Below are 18491 nucleotides of genomic sequence, written 5' to 3' on the forward strand. Positions count from 1 at the left end.
GTCGGCATGGATCTCGGACTGACCGATCGGGTGTACGTGCTCACCGGCGCCTCCCGTGGGCTTGGTTATGCCACCGCGCAGTGCCTGGTGGCCGATGGTGCCCGGGTGGTGCTCTCCGCCCGGCACGCCGACGCGGTGGAGGCCGCCGTGGCCAGCCTCGGCGGTCCCGACCGGGCCGTCGGCGTCACCGCCGACCTGGCGGACCCGGCGACCCCCGAACGGCTGCTGACCACCGCACAGCACCACTTCGGCCGCGTCGACGGTGCCCTGGTCTCCGTCGGCGGACCGCCCGCCGGCAGCGCCGCGTCGGTCGACGACGAGCAGTGGCGGCAGTCCTTCGAGACGGTCTTCCTCGGTAGCGTCCGCACCGTACGAACGGTCGCCGCCGCCCTGCCCGACGGTGGCGCCATCGCGCTGGTGCTCTCCACCTCGGCGCGCGGCCCGGTACCCGGACTGGGCATCTCCAACGGCCTGCGGCCGGGTCTGGCCGGCGTTGCCAAGGATGTCGCCGACGAGTACGGCCCCCGGGGCGTACGGGTGGTCGGGCTGCTGCCGGGACGGATCCTGACCGACCGCAACCGGGAACTCTTCGCCGCCTCCGGCGACCCGGAACGGGCCCGGACCGAGGTGGAGGCCGCCATCCCGCTGCGCCGCATCGGTGACCCCGCAGAATTCGGCCGGGTCGCCGCCTTCGTGCTCTCCCCCGCGGCCAGCTACCTCACCGGCGTCACCGTTCCGGTCGACGGCGGCGCGCTGCGCGGCCTGTGACCGCCGGGCAGCCACCCCGCCGCGACCGGCGGGCCGCCCACGGCCGGCCGGGGCGGGACGAGCCCCAGCCACGCCGGTACCCACGACCGAGCCGGGAGGAGTTGGCCGCCGCAGCCGACAAGACCATCCCGGACATCATCGGCGTCGGGCTGGATGTGCTCTTTGTCGGGATCAACCCGGGACTCTGGTCGGCCGCGACCGGGTGGCACTTCGCCCGCCCCGGCAACCGGTTCTGGCCGGCGCTGCACCGGGGTGGCTTCACCCCCCGACTGCTGCACCCCAGCGAGCAGGACGAACTGCCGGCCCTCGGGCTCGGGATCACCAACATGGTGGCCCGGGCCAGCGCCCGAGCCGACGAGCTGACCGCCGCCGAACTGGTCGACGGCGCACGGCAGCTCACCGACAAGGTGGCCCGTTACCGGCCGCGCTGGGTCGCGGTGGTCGGGGTGACGGCATACCGGATCGGCTTTGCCCGACCGAAGGCGAGGTTCGGGCCGCAACCGGAGCAGCTGGCCGATGCCCGGCTGTGGGTGCTGCCCAACCCCAGCGGCCTGAACGCCCACTACACCCCGCAGACCCTCGGTGCCGCCTTCGCCGAACTCCACTCGGCCACCCTCGACCGAGCAGGAGACACGCCCTAGTTGGCGGCGGCGGGCGGCATGGCCTCGTCGGCGATGTACTCCCGGGAGGGGATGACCACCGGCTCGGGCCCGGTGGCGTCGGCGTACGGCGTGGGTGAGTCCGCCACCGCGAACTGGGTGCGGTACAGCTCGGCGTAGAGACCGCCGACCGCGACCAGCTCGTCGTGGCGGCCCCGCTCCACGATGCGACCATCGTCGAGGACCAGGATCTGGTCGGCGTCCCGGACGGTGGAGAGCCGGTGGGCGATCACCAGGGCGGTACGCCCGGTCAACGCCACCGAGAGCGCCCGTTGCACCGCCGCCTCGCTCTCCGAATCCAGGTGTGCGGTCGCCTCGTCGAGAATCACGATCGACGGTGCCTTGAGCAGCAGCCGGGCGATGGCGATGCGCTGCTTCTCGCCGCCGGAGAAGCGGTATCCGCGCTCACCTACGGTGGTCTCGAGCCCGTCCGGCAGCGACCTGACCAGGTCGGCCACCTGCGCCCCGGCCAACGCCGCCCACAGCTCGTCGTCGGTGGCATCCGGCTTCGCGTAGCGCAGATTTTCCGCGATGGTCTCGTGGAACAGGTGCGAATCCTGGGTGACCACCCCGATCTCGTCGCGCAGCGAGTCGAGCCGGGCGTCCCGGACGTCGACTCCGCCGACCAGCACCTGCCCGTCGGTCACGTCGTAGATGCGGGAGATCAGCATGGACAGCGTGGACTTGCCGGCGCCGGAGGGCCCGACCAGGGCCACCATCTGCCCCGGCTCGACGCTGAACGAGACGCCCTTGAGCACCGGTTCGTTGACCGTACGATCCAGCGCGGCGACCTCCTCCAGCGACGCGAGGGAGATCTCGGCGGCGCTCGGGTAGCGGAACCGGACATCGCGGAACTCGACTGTCCCCGCGCCCTCGGGGATCCGCACCGCGGCGGGTCGCTCCTTGATGCCGGGTTGCAGGTCGAGCACCTCGAAGACCCGGTCGAACGAGACCAGCGCGCTCATCACATCCACCCGGACGTTGCTCAGCGCGGTGAGCGGGCCGTAGAGGCGGGTGAGCAGCAGCGCGAGGGTCACCACGGTGCCGGCGCTGACCTGGCCGCTGACCGCGAGCCAGCCGCCCAGGCCGTAGGTCAGGGCCTGGGCCAGCGAGGCCACCAGCAGCATGGCCACGAAGAAGGTCCGCGAGTACATCGCGGAGGTGATGCCGATGTCGCGGACCCGTTCGGCGCGGGCGGCGAAGCGGGCCGCCTCGGCGTCGGGTCGGCCGAAGAGCTTAACCAGCAATGCCCCGGCGACCCCGAACCGCTCGGTCATCGTCGCGTTCATCTTGGCGTCGAGGTCGTACGACTCACGGGTGATCTCGGCCAGCCGCCGGCCCACCCGACGCGCCGGGATGATGAACACGGGCAGCAGCACCAGCGACAGCGCCGTGATCTGCCAGGAGAGGGTGAGCATCACCGCGGCGGTGAGGACCAGCTGGATCACGTTGCTGACCACGCCCGACAGCGTCGAGGTGAACGCCCGCTGGGCACCCATCACGTCGTTGTTGAGCCGGCTGACCAGCGCGCCGGTCTGGGTCCGGGTGAAGAACTGCAACGGCATCCGCTGCACGTGGTCGTAGACGCGGGTACGCAGGTCGAGGATGATGCCCTCGCCGATGCGGGCCGAATACCACCGTTGGGCCAGCGACAGGAGAGCGTCGGCGACCGCGAGCGCGGCGATGAACATGGCCAGCCGGATCACCAGCGCGCCGGCCTCGGCGCCACCCCGGGTGATCGCGTCGATCACGTCGCCGGCCAGCAGCGGGGTCGCCACCCCGATCACCGCGGCGACGATCACGGTGAGCAGGAAGACGACGATGTCGCGTCGATAGGGGTGGGCGAAGGCGACGATCCGGCGGGCGACACCGCGCTTCAGCCGGTGCGCGGCGATGTCGTCCTGGCTGCGCATCGAGCGGAGCATGCTCCAACCGCCCATGCCACCAGCGGCCATGTGGTTGGACACGCTCACCTCCGGATCAGGACGTCGTACACCGTCGGGTCAATTCTCCCGACGCCTACGACAACCACACGAGTAACCCGGATCTTCCCGAGCGGTCCTTACTATTCCCCCCGGCCGGCGAGATCCCGTAGCCGTCGCGTCTGCGCCTCCCGCTCGGCGCGCTGCTGCTCGGCGTGGGTACGCCCGGCAGCCCCGGCGAGCAACGCCTTGATCTCCACGACGGCGTCCCGGTTGGGGGCGAGCAGCCCGGCGGTCAGGTCACGCACCGCGTCGTCCAATTCCGCAGCCGCCACGACCAGGGTGGCCAGGCCGATCCGGTCGGCCTCGGCGGCGTCCATCCGCCGCCCGGTGGTGCAGATCTCCAGGGCGCGAGCGTAGCCGACCAACTCGACCAGGCGCTTGGTGCCGGCCAGGTCAGGGACCAGGCCCAGCGTCACCTCGGCCATGGAGAACGTCGCGTCCTCGGCCAGCACCCGCAGGTCGCAGGCGAGGGCGAGTTGGAAACCGGCGCCGATGGCGTGCCCCTGGACGGCGGCGATCGAGATGACGTCCGGGCGGTGCAGCCAGGTGAATCCGCCCTGGTACTCAGCGATCTTGTCGGCGCACTCCCGCTCCGGCAGGGTGGTCAGCTCGGCGAAGGAGCCGGGCCCGGAGGCACCGGCGACGGCCAGGTCGAGACCGGCGGAGAAGGCACGCCCCTCGCCGCGTACCACGACCACCCGCACGTCACCGGGAAGCTCCCGGGAGAAGTCGCTCATCGCGCGCCACATCGCCGGGGTCTGCGCGTTGAGCACGTCGGGCCGGCACAGGGTGACCGTGGCGACCGGCCCGTCGCATTCCAGCCGGACCCCGGTCGCCTCGGCGGTCACCGGGCGGCCCGGGTCGCGGTGGTGGTGGTGGTGGCGGTGCTGCTGGACGACGCTGACGGGCGGGTCACGCCTTCTTGCGGCGCCGGGCGCCGCCGCGCTGCCGCAGCTGCACCCCGGACTCGGTGAGTACGCGGTGGATGAACCCGTACGATCGCCCGGTCGAGGCCGCGAGCGCCCGGATGCTCTCGCCCCCGGTGTACCGCTTGACGAGGTCCTTCGCGAGCGTCTGACGCTCGGCTCCGACGATCCGGCGACCCTTCTCAGTGCTGGTGGCTGTGCCAGTGGCTGCCATGCTGTGTCCTCACGTCCCAGACTGTGCGGTTCGGATACGGTCCCACCTATTAGACCGTCTCGAACGATCATGCGCCAGATATCAACTATTCGCCAACCGACACGCTATGCAATGTCAGGTTCCCGATAGGTGATGCCGCACGGGGCTCAGGCCAGCTCGACCAGTTCCAGCAGGTCGTCGCTCCAGGCATCCTCGTCACCGTCCGGCAGCAGGATCGCCCGGTCCGGCTTGAGCGCGAGCACCGCGCCCGGGTCGTGCGTGACCAGCACGATCGCGCCGGGATAGCGGGCGATGGCGTCGAGCACCTGCTCCCGGCTGACCGGGTCGAGGTTGTTTGTCGGCTCGTCGAGCAGCAGCACGTTGGCGCCCGAGCAGACCAGGGTGGACAGGGCCAGCCGGGTCTTCTCCCCGCCGGAGAGCACGCCGGCGGGCTTGTCGACGTCCTCGCCGGAGAAGAGGAACGCCCCCAGGATCTTCCGCAGTTCGGTGTCGGTCTGCTCGACCGCCGCCGCCCGCATGTTCTCCAGCACGGTCCGTTCCACATCGAGCGTCTCGTGCTCCTGAGCGTAGTAGCCCAGTCGCAGCCCGTGACCGGGGCGCACCTCGCCGGTGTCCGGCTCCAGCAGGCCGCCGAGCATCCGCAGCAGGGTGGTCTTGCCGGCGCCGTTGAGCCCGAGGATGGCCACCCGGGAACCTCGGTCCACCGCCACGTTCACATCGGTGAAGATCTCCAACGAGCCGTACGACTTGGACAGGCCGGTCGCGGTCAGCGGGGTCTTGCCGCACGGCGCCGGTGCGGGGAAGCGCACCTTGGCCACCTTGTCGGCGACGCGGACCTCCTCCAGGCCGGACATCAGCCGTTCGGCGCGGCGGGCCATGTTCTGCGCGGCGACCGTCTTGGTGGCCTTGGCCCGCATCTTGTCGGCCTGGGCCATCAGCGCGCCGGCCTTCTTCTCGGCGTTGGCCCGCTCCCGGCGGCGGCGACGTTCGTCGGTCTCCCGCGCCTCCAGGTACGCCTTCCAGCCCAGGTTGTAGACGTCCACCACGCTGCGGGTGGCGTCCAGGAACCACACCTTGTTGACCACCGACTCCAGCAGGTCGCCGTCGTGGGAGATCACGATCAGGCCGCCCTTGTGGTTGGCCAGGAAACCCCGCAGCCAGGTGATCGAGTCGGCGTCGAGGTGGTTGGTGGGCTCGTCCAGCAGCAGAATCCCGCCGCCGTTCTCGCCCGCGTCCCGGAACAGGATCCGGGCCAGCTCGATCCGGCGACGCTGACCGCCGGAAAGGGTGCCGATGGTCTGCGCCAGGGCGCGATCGGGCAGCCCCAGGTTGGCGCAGATGCGGGCCGCCTCGGCCTCCGCCGCGTACCCGCCGAGCGCGGCGAACTGGTCCTCCAGCGCGCCGTAGCGGCGCACCAGGCGCTCGTCGGCATCCTCGGCGAGCCGCGCCTCCAACTCCTTCATCCCGGCCATCAGCGCATCCAGCCCGCGGGCGGACAGCACCCGGTCGCGGCCGGTGACGTCCAGGTCACCGGTACGCGGGTCCTGCGGGAGGTAGCCGACGGCGCTGCGCCGGTCGACCTGCCCGGCGTACGGCTGGCCCTCCCCGGCGAGCACCTTCAGCGTGGTGGTCTTTCCGGCGCCGTTGCGCCCGACCAGGCCGATCCGGTCACCGGGCTGCACCCGCAGCGTGGTGTCGGACAGCAGGATCCGGGCTCCGGCGCGCAGTTCCAGGCCGGTGGCAGTGATCATTTCCAGGTACTCGCTCTCGGGATCCGAAGGGCTGACTCAGGGCACACGAAAGCGCCGGCGGATCCTGGTGACCCGTCGGCGCGGGGCGTTCAGCCTTCGCAGCGCAGCACGGCGTCAAGTGTACCGGGCCCTGGCCGGCGCCCCACGCGGATTACCGACCAAGATCGTCGGGTACCGGATCGCCGACCGGACCCGGTTCCGGCCCACGAGCCACTGACTGATCGGGGTCACCCATGGAGCTGAACGAGAACGCACGGATCGACACCAGCCAGGTGGAGGACCGGCGAGGCAGCGGCGGAGGCGGCGGGATGGGCATCCCCATTCCGATCGGCGGCGGGCGCGGCGGCATCGTCGGCATCGTCATCGCCGTGCTGGTGGCCCTCGTCGGCGGCGGCTTCGGCCTGAACGCCATGACCGGTGGCGACCAGCAGGGCGACAACGCCGCGTTGGAGCAGCGCTGCGCCGCCGAGAACGCTCTGGAGCAGCTCGACTGCCGCAACACGCTCTACGTCAACTCGATCCAGGCGTACTGGCGCACCGCCCTGCCGCAGGCCCTCGGCGAGCAGTACCGCCCGACCCGCACCGTCTTCTTCAGCCAGGCCGTGAACACCGCCTGCGGCCAGGCCGACTCCGGCGTCGGCCCGTTCTACTGCCCGGCCGACTCGCTGGTCTACATCGACCTCTCCTTCTACGAGGTACTCGCCACCCAACTGGGTGCCGAGGGCGAGTTCGCCCAGCCGTACGTGCTGGCCCACGAGTACGGCCACCACGTGCAGAACCTGCTCGGCACCAACGAGCAGGTGCGCCGCCAGCAGCAACGCGACCCGGGCAACGCCAACGACCTGTCGGTACGCCTGGAGTTGCAGGCCGACTGCTACGCGGGCGCATGGGCGAAGAACGCCACCGGCACCGCCGACGAGAGCGGCCAGAAGATCTTCACCAGCATCACCGAGCAGGACATCGCCGAGGCCATCGACACGGCCGAGGCGATCGGTGACGACGCCATCTCCAAGCGCGCCGACCGGCCGGTCAACCCGGAGGAGTTCACCCACGGCTCGTCCGCCGACCGCAAGCGGTGGTTCAACCAGGGCTACGAGAGCGGCGACCCGGCCTCCTGCGACACGTTCAGCGGCGCGGTCTGACGAACCGGGCCCGGTCACCGGTGACCGGGCCCGCAGCCGCACGACGCGCCCCGTCCGCCGGGCCGGGTGCTAGCGGCCGGCTTCCGGCTGCGGTTCGCGAACCAGAATGCGAACCGCCCGGGCGGCGGTCACCGCGGCCAGCAGCACCGCGTGCCGAGGTTCGGGGACGTCGAGCAGGCGGTCGGCGCGCAGCGCGGCCAGCGGGGCGAGTCGACGGTCGGCCAGCACGGTGTCCACGGCCCGCCGGTCCCCACCGGCGACCAACGCGTCCAGCCGGTCGACCGTCGGCAGCAGCAGCCGGACGGCCAACTCGACAGCGTCGGCCAGCGCCGCCTTGGTCTGGTTGTCCCGGCGGCGCGCGAAACGCTGCTGGGACCAGCCGCCGGCGGCGGTGCGCCCCTGCACGTAGCGGGTGTCCACCTTGTGCACCGGCAGCCGCTCCCCCTCGGCGATGCCCACCGCCACCGCGCCCTTACGGACCAGCAGCAGCCCGAGCCGGCGCGGCACGGTGACCGCCGCCACGAAACCCGCCAGATCGGTGGCGGGCGACGAACCCGGGGGCGCGTGCAGTTCCGCGGTGGCACCGTCCGGAGCGGACAGCAGCAGGCCGTACTCCTGCACGCCGACGGTGGGCGGGCCGTGTCGGTCGGCGAAACCGGCGACCCAGCGGGCGGCCCGGCCCGGATCGACCTCCACCCACCGGCCGCCCCCGGCGGCGGGTCGGCTGCTCATCACCCGACCGTACGGCACGGCCAGCTCGGGTCAGCCACCGAGGAGCATGGCGACGGCCAGCACGGTGATGATGGCGCTGGACAACAGGGCGGTGACCAGGCGACCACGGTCGCTGGTCAGCACCTGCCCGATCAGCGAGCCGCCCCCGGCGATCAGCAGCTGCCAACTGGCCGAGGCGATGAACACCCCGAGGGTGAAGACCACCGCGACGGCCGTACCGGAGCCACCCAGGTCCGCCCGGCCGAGCACCAGGGCCGTGAAATAGACGACGGTCGCCGGGTTGAGCAGGGTCAGCGCGAGGATCCCGACAAACGCCCGGGGCGGCGTGTCCAGTCCACGCCGCGCCAACGGTTGACCCGGCCCCGGCGTGGCGTCGTGCGCCGGTGGCCGCTCCGGAGAACTGCGGGTGCCACGCGCCCGCAGGGCCCGCCAGGCGCCGTGGGCGGCGAGGGCGAGCAGCACCGCCGCGCCGACCAGGCGCAGCGGCCCGGCGAGCGGAGCGAGCCAGCCCGCGACCACCGCGCCACCGAGCGCCGCGCCACCGGCGTACAGCCCGTCGGCGGTCGCCACCCCGAGCGCGGCGGCCGAACCGACCCGGAACGAGGTCCGCGCGGTGAGCCCGAGAATGAGCACGGCGATCGCACCGACCGGGACGGCCACGCCGTAGCCGGCGACCAGACCGGCGAGGAACGCGCCGGTCACGACAGACGCCGTGCCGAGACGCGGCCCGGCGCCAGCCGCTGTCGGCGCCCGGCGGTGGCCACGGCGACAGGACTCAGCTTCATCGGGTACGCCTCACTCACCGCGTCATCCTGCGACGGCATCGCCCATGCTCGCCACGAATTATCGGACCGGGCCGAGTTGCGGTATGTCGGTCGGTCGAAGGCAGCCTGACGGCGCGCATTGCGGTATCCCGTGGTCGGGAGTACGGCCCCGGCCGAGAACAAGACGACGTCGGGCGCGGCATCCGCTGGATGCCGCGCCCGAGGCGGAACTGTTGGGCCTGCCCGGAGGAGCTGTCAGACGTTGAAGCCGAGGGAGCGGAGCTGGTCGCGGCCCTCGTCGGTGATCTTGTCGGGTCCCCACGGGGGAAGCCAGACCCAGTTGATCCGGATGTCGTCGACCAGACCACCGCCGGGCCCGGTGGTCAGCGCCTGGCGGGCCTGGTCCTCGATCACGTCGGTTAGCGGGCAGGCCGCCGAGGTCAAGGTCATGTCCAGGGTGGCAACGTTCTGGTCGTCGACGTGTACGCCGTACACCAGGCCGAGGTCGACCACGTTGATGCCCAGCTCCGGGTCGACGACGTCCTTCATCGCCTCCTCGATGTCGGCGACGGCGGCCTTGCCGCCGTTCGGCGCGACGTTGCCGTCAGCCACCGGGCCGGTCGCCGTGCCTTCGCCGGCCGCCGAGGTCGCCTCGGTCGCGGTGTTCTCGCTCATGCCTTCACCTCCGTCGGGCTCGCGCCCACACCGGCGCGTGCCGCAGCGTCCTTGAACGCCATCCACGGCAACAGCGCGCACTTGACCCGGGCGGGATAGCGGGCAACGCCCTCGAACGCCACCCCGTCCCCGAGCACGTCCTCGTCCGGCGTGACCTGGCCACGACCGGACATCAGCGCCAGAAACGCCTCGTGCACCTCGAACGCCTCCGCCGCGGCCCGCCCGGTCAGCAGCTCGTGCAGCACGCTGGCGGACGCCTGGCTGATCGAACAACCCATCCCGTCGTACGACACGTCGTGCAGCGTCGCTCCGTCGGTGGCCACCCGGACGGTGACCTCGTCCCCGCAGGTCGGGTTGACGTGGTGCGCCTCGCCGACCCGGTCGGCCGGATCGGCGGCGTCGCGCAACCCACGACCGTGCGGGTGCTTGTAGTGATCCAGGATGATCTCCTGGTAGAGCTGGTCGAGCTGCATCAGCAGAACACCTTCCGCACCTGTTCCAGGCCTGCCACCAGCGCGTCGATCTCCTCGGTCGTCGTGTAGAGGTAGAACGAGGCCCGGGTGGTGGCCGGCACCCCGAATCGGGTGCAGACCGGGCGGGCGCAGTGATGGCCCACCCGCACCTGCACGCCGAGGGAGTCGAGCACCTGACCCACGTCGTGCGGGTGCACGTCGCCGAGGGCGAACGAGATGGTGCCGCCCCGGCCGACCGGCACCTCCGGGCCGAAGATCCGCAGGCCGGGCACGGTGCCCAGGGCGTCCAGCGCGTACGCGGTCAACTGCTTCTCGTGCCACTGGATCGCCCGCATGCCGATGCCGGAGAGATAGTCCACTGCCGCGCCGAGCGCGACCGCCTCGGCGATCGGCGGGGTACCGGCCTCGAACCGGGCCGGCGGCGCGGCGTAAGTGGAGCCGCCCATCGTCACCGTCTCGATCATCGAACCGCCGCCGAACACCGGCGGCATCGCCGCCAGCAGCTCCGCGCGGCCCCAGAGCACGCCGATGCCGGTCGGGCCGCACATCTTGTGCCCGGTGAAGACGATGAAGTCCGCGTCCAGGTCGACCACGTCGATCGGCATGTGCGGCACCGACTGCGAGCAGTCCAGCAGCAGCAGCGCCCCCACCTCGCGGACCCGGGCGGTGATCCGGGAGGTGGCGTTGACGGTGCCCAGGATGTTGGACATGTGCACCAGCGAGACGATCTTCGTCCGCTCGTTGACCAGGTCGGTCAGGCCCGACTCGTCCAGCCGGCCGTTGTCGGTGACCGGGAACCAGCGCAGCGTCGCGCCGGTGCGCTCGGCCAGCAACTGCCACGGGACGATGTTCGAGTGGTGCTCCATCTCGGAAATGACGATCTCGTCACCCGGCCCGAGCCGGAGCCGAGGGTCGGCGTCGGAACGCAGCGAGGCGTTGGAGAACGCGTACGCCACGATGTTGATCGCTTCGGTGGAGTTCTTGGTGAAGACCACCTCGTCGACGCTCGGCGCGTTGATGAACGCGGCGACCTTCGCCCGGGCCCCCTCGTACGCCTCGGTCGCCTCGGTGCCGAGCGTGTGCACCGAGCGGGACACGTTGGCGTTGTGCCGGGCGTAGTGCTCGGCCAGCACGTCGAGCACCTGACGCGGCTTGTGCGAGGTGTTGGCGCTGTCCAGGTAGACCAGCGGATGCCCGTTGACCTCCCGATCGAGGATCGGGAAGTCGGCGCGTACCGCCGCCACGTCGTAGCGGGGCACGTCCTCGAACTGCGGCATCCCCGGCGGGATCGCGATGGTGGTCATCGTGGTGACCGCCCCTTCCTTCGGGGTCAGACCCGCGCCGGACCGGCCCCGGCCGCGTACCGCTCGTAGCCGGACTCCTCAAGCTTGTCGGCCAGTTCCGGGCCGCCCTGCTCGACGATCCGACCGGCGACGAAGACGTGCACGAAGTCGGGCTTGATGTAGCGCAGGATCCGGGTGTAGTGGGTGATCAGCAGCAGGCCGGTGTCGCCGGTGTCGCGCACCCGGTTCACGCCCTCACTCACCACGCGCAGCGCGTCCACGTCGAGGCCGGAGTCGGTCTCGTCGAGGATGGCCATCTTCGGCTTGAGCAGCTCCAGCTGCACGATCTCGTGGCGCTTCTTCTCACCGCCGGAGAAGCCCTCGTTGACGTTGCGCTGGGCGAAGGCCGGGTCCATGTGCAGCCGCTCCATGGCACCGCGCAGCTCGCCGCCCCAGGTGCGCAGCTTCGGCGCCTCGCCGTCGATGGCGGTCTTGGCGGTACGCAGGAAGTTCGCCACCGACACGCCGGGCACCTCGACCGGGTACTGCATGGCGAGGAAGAGGCCAGCGCGGGCCCGCTCGTCGACGGACATTTCCAGGACGTCCTCGCCGTCCAGGGTCACCGAGCCGCCGGTGATCTCGTACTTCGGGTGGCCGGCGACCGAGTACGCCAGGGTCGACTTGCCGGAGCCGTTCGGGCCCATGATCGCGTGGGTCTCCCCCGACTTCACGGTCAGGTCGACACCGTGCAGGATCGGCTTGAGCTCACCCTCGGGCAGCTTCACCGACACCTGTAGGTCGCGGATCTCCAGGGTGCTCATTATCGGGTCACTCCATTGCTCGGCGTCAGACTGACGTAGATGTCACCGTCGCGGACTTCGACGGGGTAGACGGGTACGGGTTCGGTGGCGGGCAGCCCGGTCGGCTCGCCGGTGCGCAGATCGAAACGGGAGCCGTGCAGCCAGCACTCCAGCGTGCAGCCTTCGACCTCGCCCTCGGAGAGCGCCACGGCCGCGTGCGAGCACTCGTCGAACACGGCGTAGAACTGGTCATCCTCGCCGTGCACGAGCGCGATCTGGGTGCCGTCGACGTCCGCGCTGATCGCGGTGCCCTTCGGCACGTCCTCGATGGCGCAGATGCGGATCATCAGGCGCCCGCCTTCGTCAGCCGCGCCTCGATAGCGTCCCCCAGCCGCTCACGCAGGGACTCCACCGGGATCTTGTTCAGCAGCTCGGCGAAGAAGCCGCGCACCACCAGCCGGCGCGCCTCGGCCTCCGGGATGCCCCGGGCCATCAGGTAGAACAACTGCTCGTCGTCGAAGCGGCCGGTGGCGCTGGCGTGACCGGCACCGGCGATCTCGCCGGTCTCGATCTCCAGGTTCGGCACGGAGTCGGCCCGGGCACCGTCGGTGAGCAGCAGGTTCCGGTTGATCTCGTACGTGTCGGTGCCGGTCGCCTCGGCCCGGATCAGCACGTCGCCGACCCAGACGGTACGGGCGCTCTCCCCCTGCAACGCGCCCCGGTAGCCGACGTAGCTGCGGCAGTCCGGCACGGTGTGGTCGACCAGCTGGCGGTGCTCCTGGTGCTGGCCGGAGTCGGCGAAGTAGACGCCGTACAGCTCGGCCTCGCCACCGCGGTCGGTGTACTCGACGGTGGTGTACTGCCGGACCAGATCGCCGCCGAGGGTGACCTGGACGTGCAGCACCCGCGCGTCGCGCCCCAGCCGCACCTTGAGGTGCTGCGCCTGCACCGCGTCGTCGGCCCAGTCGGCGACGGTGACCAGGGTGAGCTTCGCCCCGTCGCCCACCGACACCTCGACGTTGTCCGCCAGGGTGGCCGAGCCGACGTGCTCCAGTACCAGGATCGCCTCGGCGAACCGGCCCACCTCGACGACCGTGTGCCCGAAGGCCAGGCCCTCGACGCCCGCACCGACCGCCCGGAGAATGGCCGGACCGCTGATCACCGCGTCCTGCGCCACCCGGACCAGTAGCGCCTGCTCCGCCCCGCCGTAGGCCAGCGCGCTGACCCGGTCGAACGGGGTGAGCACGCTGCCGACCCGTGGGTCGTCGCGGCCGACCCGCTCCACGGACACGCCCTCGGGCAGGTCGGCGTACTCGTGCCGGACCGTGCCGGTGGCGGTCGGGTCGTCACCGGCCAGCCCACGCAGCCGCTTGAGCGGGGTGAAGCGCCACTCCTCCTCCAGGCCGGTCAGGGCCGGGAAGTCGGCGACATCGTACGAACGCAGCGCCTGCGACTTGGTGCTGGGCGGCGCGGAAGCCTGGGTAGTCATCTCGTCCTTGTTTGTGTCTACGACGACGGTGTCCGGTGCTCTGGTGGCGGCCAGGGTCAGCCGACCGCGCCCTCCATCTGCAGCTCGATCAGCCGGTTGAGCTCCAGGGCGTACTCCATGGGCAGTTCCTTGGCGATCGGCTCGATGAAGCCGCGCACGATCATCGCCATCGCCTCGTCCTCGCTCAGGCCCCGGCTCATCAGGTAGAAGAGCTGGTCATCGCTGACCTTGGAGACGGTCGCCTCGTGCCCCATCGACACGTCGTCCTCGCGGATGTCGACGTAGGGGTAGGTGTCGGAGCGGGAGATGGTGTCCACCAGCAGGGCGTCGCACTTGACCGTGCTGGCGCTGCTGTGCGAGCCCTCCAGCACCTGCACCAGACCCCGGTACGAGGTCCGGCCGCCACCCCGGGCGATCGACTTCGACACGATGGTGCTGCTGGTGTGCGGTGCCGCGTGGACCATCTTGGCGCCGGCGTCCTGGTGCTGCCCCTCGCCGGCCATCGCCACCGAGAGCACCTCGCCCTTGGCGTGCTCACCGGTCATGTAGACCGCCGGGTACTTCATGGTGACCTTGGAGCCGATGTTGCCGTCGATCCACTCCATGGTCCCGCCCTCGTGGCACACGGCGCGCTTGGTGACCAGGTTGTAGACGTTGTTCGACCAGTTCTGGATGGTCGTGTAGCGGCACCGGGCGTTCTTCTTGACGACGATCTCCACCACGGCGCTGTGCAGCGAGTCCGAGGAGTAGATCGGCGCGGTGCAGCCCTCGACGTAGTGCACGTACGCACCCTCGTCGACGATGATCAGCGTCCGCTCGAACTGGCCCATGTTCTCGGTGTTGATCCGGAAGTACGCCTGCAGCGGGATCTCCACGTGCACGCCCTTCGGCACGTAGATGAACGAGCCGCCGGACCACACGGAGGTGTTCAGGGCGGCGAACTTGTTGTCGCCGACCGGGATCACCGTGCCGAAGTACTCCTTGAAGACGTCCTCGTGCTCCTTGAGCGCGGTGTCGGTGTCGAGGAAGAGGACACCCTGCTCCTCCAGGTCCTCGCGGATCTTGTGGTAGACCACCTCGGACTCGTACTGGGCGGCGACACCGGCGACGAGGCGCTGCTTCTCCGCCTCCGGGATGCCCAGCTTGTCGTAGGTGTTCTTGATGTCCTCCGGCAGGTCCTCCCAGCTGGCGGCCTGCTTCTCGGTGGAGCGCACGAAGTACTTGATGTTGTTGAAGTCGATCCCGGTGAGGTCGGCGCCCCAGGCCGGCATCGGCTTGCGCTCGAACAGCCGCAGACCCTTCAGGCGCAGGTCGAGCATCCAGGCCGGCTCGTTCTTCTTGGCCGAGATGTCCCGCACCACCGCCTCGTTGAGGCCGCGCTGAGCCGAGGCCCCGGCGACGTCCGGGTCGGCCCAGCCGTACTCGTAGTTGCCCAGGGCGGCGAGCTGCTCCTCCTGGGTCAGGGGCTGGACGATCTGCTCGGTCATCTATCTGTCCTCACAGTGGTGACGGTCTTACCGGACTGGGCGTGCGGCGGACCCGGGATGTGCGTGGTGCACACCCCGTCGCCGTGCGCGATGGTGGCCAGGCGCTGCACGTGGGTACCGACCAGGCGGGAGATCACCGTGGTCTCGGCCTCGCACAGTTGGGGAAACTCGGCGGCCACGTGCGCCACCGGGCAGTGGTGCTGGCAGAGCTGGCCGCCGGAGGCGATCGTGGAGGCACTGGCAGCGTATCCCTCGGCGGTCAGCGCCGCGGCGAGAGCCTCGGCACGGGCCATCGGATCGTCGCCGGCGTCGGCCAGAGCGGCCTGACAGCGTGTCTCCAGGGCGGCCACCTGCTCGGCGGCGAAGCGCTCCACCGCCTGCGTGCCACCGGTGCTGGCGATCCAGCGCAGCGCGGCGGTGGCCATGTTGTCGTAGTGGTGGGTGCCACACCGGCTGCGGGCGGCATCAGTGAGCAGGAACACCTTTGCCGGCCGACCCCGCCCGCGGTGACCGCGTACGGTCTGCTCACGGGCCACGACGTCGCCGTCGGCGAGCATCGCGTCCAGGTGCCGGCGGATCGCCGCCGGGCTCAGCCCGAGCGCGTCGCCCAACTGCGCGGCGGTCGCGGCGCGGCGTTCCAGGAGCAGCAGGGTGACCCGGTCCCGGGTCGACGGCTCACTGGCGAGCGTGCCGGCCGGAGCCGGCTGCTCAGGCGTCACGTTGACACCGGGCAGCGACCGGCCGGCGACCGTAACGGTCGTCGGCTGGTGCCCGGTGAGCGCCGCCGCCTTTTTCACAACGCCCACGTTACGTAATTCGACCAGGGCCCGCAAACGTGACCCCGGTGATCCGAACCACCGCACGGGCGGAGTCACCCGATCGGCGACAACTACGTTGCGTAGGATTCGCTTCGTGAAGCGACCCGACCGCTCCCCGGTCTCCCGCACCCTGCTGCGTCGTCTGGCGTTCGCCAACATCGTCGCGAACGCCGCGATCGTCGTCACCGGCGGGGCGGTGCGGTTGACCGCGTCCGGGTTGGGCTGCCCCACCTGGCCCCGGTGCACCGACGAGTCGTACACCACCACCGCCGAGATGGGCATGCACGGGGTGATCGAGTTCGGCAACCGCCTGCTCACCTTCGTGCTGGTGCTGATCGCGGGCGCGACCCTGCTGGCCGTGCTGGCGTACCGTCCCCGGCGGCGCGGCGCGGTGCCACTGGCGCTGGCCGTCGTGCTCGGCATCGTGGCGCAGGCGGTGATCGGCGGGATCACCGTCCGCACCCAGTTGCATCCCTCGATCGTGGGCATTCACTTCGTGGTGTCGATGCTGCTGCTGCTCGTCGCGTACGCCCTGTGGCGTCGGGTGAGCGAGCCGGACGGCCGCAAGGTGCCCGTGGTGCCGCCGGCGCTGCGGTCCCTGACCTGGATCACCCTGGCGGCCAGCGCGGCGGTCATCGTTGTCGGTGTGGCGGTGACCGGCAGCGGCCCGCACGCGGGCGACGCGGACGCCGTCCGCAACGGCCTGGACCCACAGACGATCTCCCAGGTCCACGCCGACCTGGTGTTCCTGCTCGTCGGCCTGACCGTGGGGCTGTGGCTGGCGCTGCGCGCGGTCGGCGCACCAGCGCGGGCCGTACGGGCCGCGCTGACCCTGCTCCTGGTCGAGCTGGGGCAGGGGGTGATCGGCTTCGTGCAGTACGTCACCAACCTGCCGGCGCTGCTGGTCGGCCTGCACATGCTCGGCTCCTGCCTGGTCTGGCTCGCCACCCTCGCCCTGCTCTGGTCAACCCACGAACGCCACCCCACCCAACCCCCGGCCACCCCAACCTCACCCCCCGCCCCCGCTCACACCGCACCCTCCCACCCGGCCCCAACCCGCGCCTGACCTCGCCGATCATGAAGTTGTTGTCGCACCACGCCGGAGAGGGCGACAACAACTCCATGATCACGGGAGCGATGCGGGGGTGGGGTGGGACAGGTGGGTGAGGATGGCGTCGGCCAGGCGGTCGGGGGCGTGGTCGGCGTGGGCGAGGAAGAGTGAGGGCTCGGTCAGTTCGAGTTCCACAAGCACCGGGGCGCCGTCGGCACCGGGGATCAGGTCGACCCGGGCGTAGAGCAGGCGCTCGGACCCGCCGGGCACCGCCGCGAGGGCCTGCGCGGCGACGGCGAGCTGCGCCGGTTGGGCGGTGCGGCCGGTGGTCTCCTCGGCCCCGTGCAGCACGTCGTCACCCTGCTCCGGCCCGGTCAGTATCGGCCCCTTGCGGACGGCGTGGCTGAAGGTCAGCCCGGCCGGGCCGGCGAGAAAGAGCAGAGCGATCTCACCGACGGTGTCGACCGCGGTCAGGTACGGCTGGACCATGGCCACCCGACCTGCCGCGCCGAGCCGGCGTACGTGGGCCGCCGCGAGATCCCGGTGCGCCGGGTCTGCCAGGTCGTAACGGCCGGTGCCCCGACTGCCCGCGCTCACCGTCGGTTTGATGACGTACTCACCACCGTCGGCGGGCGGCTGCCACGGCTCGCCGGGCGACACCCAGCCGGTGGGGACGGTGGGCACGCCGGCCGCGGACAACTCGTCGAGGTAGCGCTTGTCGGTGTTCCAGCGCACCACGTCAGCCGGATTCATCAGCCGCGGTACCCGAGCGGCCCAGGCGAGGAACTCGTCCCGGCGGAACACGTAGTCCCAGGTTGAGCGGAGCACGGCCAGGTCGTAGCCGGCCCAGTCGACGGCTGGATCGTCCCAGACGACGGGTTCGGCGACGATCCCCCGGGCGGCCAGCGGGGCCACCACCAGACGATCGTCGTCGTGGAGGTCGGCCAGGTCGGTGCAGGTAATGAGAGCGACCCGGGGTTTCCCCCGGGTCGGCTGGTGGTGATCGGTCAATTTATCTCAACGGGCCATCGTGCGGCGGGCCATCGAACGCCAGAGGTCGTTGCTCGGGCGCATCTGGTCCATCAGTTCCCGTTCCCAGGCGTTCTCCACGGCGACCCCGGCCTGCGCGCAGGCCTCACGGGCGGTCACCGTGTCCTCGGCGAACTGGTCGCCCCACGCGCCGTCGGAGCCCACCAGGACGATGCGGGCACCGCGCTTGCCGACGTACTCGATGACCGCCTTCGCCCCGCCATGCTCGGCGGCGAACGACTTGATGCCCGCGACCAACCCGTTGGGGGTCTGCCCGGAGGCGGTCTGATCAGTCGTCAGCGTCGTATCGGAACCATCTGCCATAACGTGAAGACTAAGCAGAGATGCACTCGGACGGGCGAGAACCATCAACCTTTTGTGATACCCATTACCCGCAGGTTTAAGGAAGACCAAAGACGTTTCGCCCGTATTTATCAGCACCAAA

Annotated in this window: 20 protein-coding genes; 4 read left to right on the plus strand and 16 right to left on the minus strand. The window is 70.9% G+C overall.

Translation table 11 applies throughout. The features are described from left to right. Positions 1-6 precede the first annotated feature (6 nt). Both KBX50_RS18840 and mug read left to right on the plus strand, forming a co-directional pair. Positions 7-768 carry an SDR family oxidoreductase gene (locus KBX50_RS18840; protein ID WP_210938443.1) on the plus strand — a complete coding sequence of 254 codons (762 nt, stop codon included), beginning with the start codon at positions 7-9 and terminating at the stop codon, positions 766-768. Next, positions 765-1409, plus strand: a complete 645-nt coding sequence (gene mug / locus KBX50_RS18845; protein ID WP_210938445.1) for a G/U mismatch-specific DNA glycosylase — start codon at positions 765-767, stop codon at positions 1407-1409. The genes KBX50_RS18840 and mug overlap by 4 nt, the downstream gene beginning before the upstream one ends. Here the strand turns inward: mug and KBX50_RS18850 are convergent. From KBX50_RS18850 to KBX50_RS18865, 4 genes are all read right to left on the minus strand, one after another. Beyond that, positions 1406-3382, minus strand: coding sequence for an ABC transporter ATP-binding protein (locus KBX50_RS18850; RefSeq protein ID WP_210938536.1), 1977 nt, complete (start codon positions 3380-3382; stop codon positions 1406-1408). The two genes, mug and KBX50_RS18850, sit on opposite strands and share 4 nt — an antisense overlap. Positions 3383-3492: 110 nt before the next feature. After that, entirely contained in the window at positions 3493-4260 is a 768-nt protein-coding gene (locus KBX50_RS18855; protein WP_210938448.1) for an enoyl-CoA hydratase/isomerase family protein, read from the minus strand. A gap of 64 nt (positions 4261-4324) precedes the next feature. Continuing rightward, positions 4325-4552, minus strand: coding sequence for a helix-turn-helix domain-containing protein (locus KBX50_RS18860; protein WP_007072022.1), 228 nt, complete (start codon positions 4550-4552; stop codon positions 4325-4327). A gap of 146 nt (positions 4553-4698) precedes the next feature. Continuing rightward, positions 4699-6303, minus strand: coding sequence for an ABC-F family ATP-binding cassette domain-containing protein (locus KBX50_RS18865; RefSeq protein ID WP_210827542.1), 1605 nt, complete (start codon positions 6301-6303; stop codon positions 4699-4701). A 233-nt stretch (positions 6304-6536) separates the two neighbouring features. On the opposite strand from KBX50_RS18865, the gene KBX50_RS18870 reads away from it, so the two are divergent. Continuing rightward, positions 6537-7445, plus strand: a complete 909-nt coding sequence (locus KBX50_RS18870) for a neutral zinc metallopeptidase (RefSeq protein ID WP_210938450.1) — start codon at positions 6537-6539, stop codon at positions 7443-7445. A gap of 69 nt (positions 7446-7514) precedes the next feature. Here the strand turns inward: KBX50_RS18870 and KBX50_RS18875 are convergent, their stop codons facing one another. The 10 genes from KBX50_RS18875 to KBX50_RS18920 all read right to left on the minus strand — a co-directional run bounded on the left by KBX50_RS18875 (position 7515) and on the right by KBX50_RS18920 (position 15882). Continuing rightward, on the minus strand, positions 7515-8177 hold the full coding sequence (locus KBX50_RS18875; protein WP_210938451.1) for an acVLRF1 family peptidyl-tRNA hydrolase: 663 nt from the start codon (positions 8175-8177) through the stop codon (positions 7515-7517). Positions 8178-8207: 30 nt separating this feature from the next. Then, the gene (locus KBX50_RS18880; protein WP_210938453.1) at positions 8208-8879 is read right to left on the minus strand and encodes a LysE family transporter; all 672 of its coding nucleotides are present in this window, start codon (positions 8877-8879) and stop codon (positions 8208-8210) included. A gap of 317 nt (positions 8880-9196) precedes the next feature. Beyond that, entirely contained in the window at positions 9197-9616 is a 420-nt protein-coding gene (locus KBX50_RS18885) for a metal-sulfur cluster assembly factor (RefSeq protein WP_210938456.1), read from the minus strand. Beyond that, the gene (gene sufU / locus KBX50_RS18890) at positions 9613-10089 is read right to left on the minus strand and encodes a Fe-S cluster assembly sulfur transfer protein SufU (protein WP_210938458.1); all 477 of its coding nucleotides are present in this window, start codon (positions 10087-10089) and stop codon (positions 9613-9615) included. The genes KBX50_RS18885 and sufU overlap by 4 nt, the downstream gene beginning before the upstream one ends. Continuing rightward, a complete protein-coding gene (locus KBX50_RS18895) occupies positions 10089-11393 on the minus strand; it encodes a cysteine desulfurase (RefSeq protein ID WP_210938460.1) in 1305 nt (434 codons plus the stop codon). The genes sufU and KBX50_RS18895 overlap by 1 nt, the downstream gene beginning before the upstream one ends. A gap of 26 nt (positions 11394-11419) precedes the next feature. Beyond that, positions 11420-12193: a Fe-S cluster assembly ATPase SufC gene (gene sufC, locus KBX50_RS18900; RefSeq protein WP_093401436.1), complete on the minus strand. Its 774-nt coding sequence runs from the start codon at positions 12191-12193 to the stop codon at positions 11420-11422. Beyond that, entirely contained in the window at positions 12193-12519 is a 327-nt protein-coding gene (locus KBX50_RS18905; RefSeq protein WP_210938462.1) for a non-heme iron oxygenase ferredoxin subunit, read from the minus strand. Before KBX50_RS18905 ends, sufC begins: the two co-directional genes overlap by 1 nt. Further along, positions 12519-13661, minus strand: a complete 1143-nt coding sequence (gene sufD / locus KBX50_RS18910; protein WP_210938464.1) for a Fe-S cluster assembly protein SufD — start codon at positions 13659-13661, stop codon at positions 12519-12521. Before sufD ends, KBX50_RS18905 begins: the two co-directional genes overlap by 1 nt. Before the next feature lie 56 nt (positions 13662-13717). Further along, entirely contained in the window at positions 13718-15148 is a 1431-nt protein-coding gene (gene sufB / locus KBX50_RS18915) for a Fe-S cluster assembly protein SufB (protein ID WP_210938466.1), read from the minus strand. Next, positions 15145-15882, minus strand: coding sequence for an HTH domain-containing protein (locus KBX50_RS18920; protein ID WP_247674008.1), 738 nt, complete (start codon positions 15880-15882; stop codon positions 15145-15147). Before KBX50_RS18920 ends, sufB begins: the two co-directional genes overlap by 4 nt. A 178-nt stretch (positions 15883-16060) precedes the next feature. Between KBX50_RS18920 and KBX50_RS18925 the strand changes: the two genes are divergently transcribed. After that, positions 16061-17032, plus strand: a complete 972-nt coding sequence (locus tag KBX50_RS18925) for a heme A synthase (protein WP_210938468.1) — start codon at positions 16061-16063, stop codon at positions 17030-17032. A gap of 60 nt (positions 17033-17092) precedes the next feature. Here the strand turns inward: KBX50_RS18925 and KBX50_RS18930 are convergent, their stop codons facing one another. Beyond that, the gene (locus KBX50_RS18930) at positions 17093-18028 is read right to left on the minus strand and encodes a RimK family alpha-L-glutamate ligase (RefSeq protein ID WP_210938470.1); all 936 of its coding nucleotides are present in this window, start codon (positions 18026-18028) and stop codon (positions 17093-17095) included. A 6-nt stretch (positions 18029-18034) separates the two neighbouring features. After that, positions 18035-18370: a hypothetical protein gene (locus KBX50_RS18935; protein ID WP_210938472.1), complete on the minus strand. Its 336-nt coding sequence runs from the start codon at positions 18368-18370 to the stop codon at positions 18035-18037. Between the last annotated feature and the right edge of the window lie 121 nt (positions 18371-18491).

Origin of the sequence: Micromonospora sp. C51 (genome assembly GCF_018070435.1) — a bacterium.
Taxonomy (GTDB): Bacteria; Actinomycetota; Actinomycetes; order Mycobacteriales; family Micromonosporaceae; genus Micromonospora; species Micromonospora sediminimaris.

Bases quoted from the DNA above. Each gene is read 5' to 3' on its own strand.
- KBX50_RS18840 (WP_210938443.1), top strand. From the start codon at position 7: ATGGATCTCGGACTGACCGATCGGGTGTACGTGCTCACCGGCGCCTCC.
- KBX50_RS18850 (WP_210938536.1), bottom strand. From the start codon at position 3,382: ATGGCCGCTGGTGGCATGGGCGGTTGGAGCATGCTCCGCTCGATGCGC.
- KBX50_RS18860 (WP_007072022.1), bottom strand. From the start codon at position 4,552: ATGGCAGCCACTGGCACAGCCACCAGCACTGAGAAGGGTCGCCGGATC.
- KBX50_RS18865 (WP_210827542.1), bottom strand. From the start codon at position 6,303: ATGATCACTGCCACCGGCCTGGAACTGCGCGCCGGAGCCCGGATCCTG.
- KBX50_RS18870 (WP_210938450.1), top strand. From the start codon at position 6,537: ATGGAGCTGAACGAGAACGCACGGATCGACACCAGCCAGGTGGAGGAC.
- KBX50_RS18875 (WP_210938451.1), bottom strand. From the start codon at position 8,177: ATGAGCAGCCGACCCGCCGCCGGGGGCGGCCGGTGGGTGGAGGTCGAT.
- KBX50_RS18885 (WP_210938456.1), bottom strand. From the start codon at position 9,616: ATGAGCGAGAACACCGCGACCGAGGCGACCTCGGCGGCCGGCGAAGGC.
- sufU (WP_210938458.1), bottom strand. From the start codon at position 10,089: ATGCAGCTCGACCAGCTCTACCAGGAGATCATCCTGGATCACTACAAG.
- KBX50_RS18895 (WP_210938460.1), bottom strand. From the start codon at position 11,393: ATGACCACCATCGCGATCCCGCCGGGGATGCCGCAGTTCGAGGACGTG.
- sufC (WP_093401436.1), bottom strand. From the start codon at position 12,193: ATGAGCACCCTGGAGATCCGCGACCTACAGGTGTCGGTGAAGCTGCCC.
- KBX50_RS18905 (WP_210938462.1), bottom strand. From the start codon at position 12,519: ATGATCCGCATCTGCGCCATCGAGGACGTGCCGAAGGGCACCGCGATC.
- sufD (WP_210938464.1), bottom strand. From the start codon at position 13,661: ATGACTACCCAGGCTTCCGCGCCGCCCAGCACCAAGTCGCAGGCGCTG.
- sufB (WP_210938466.1), bottom strand. From the start codon at position 15,148: ATGACCGAGCAGATCGTCCAGCCCCTGACCCAGGAGGAGCAGCTCGCC.
- KBX50_RS18935 (WP_210938472.1), bottom strand. From the start codon at position 18,370: ATGGCAGATGGTTCCGATACGACGCTGACGACTGATCAGACCGCCTCC.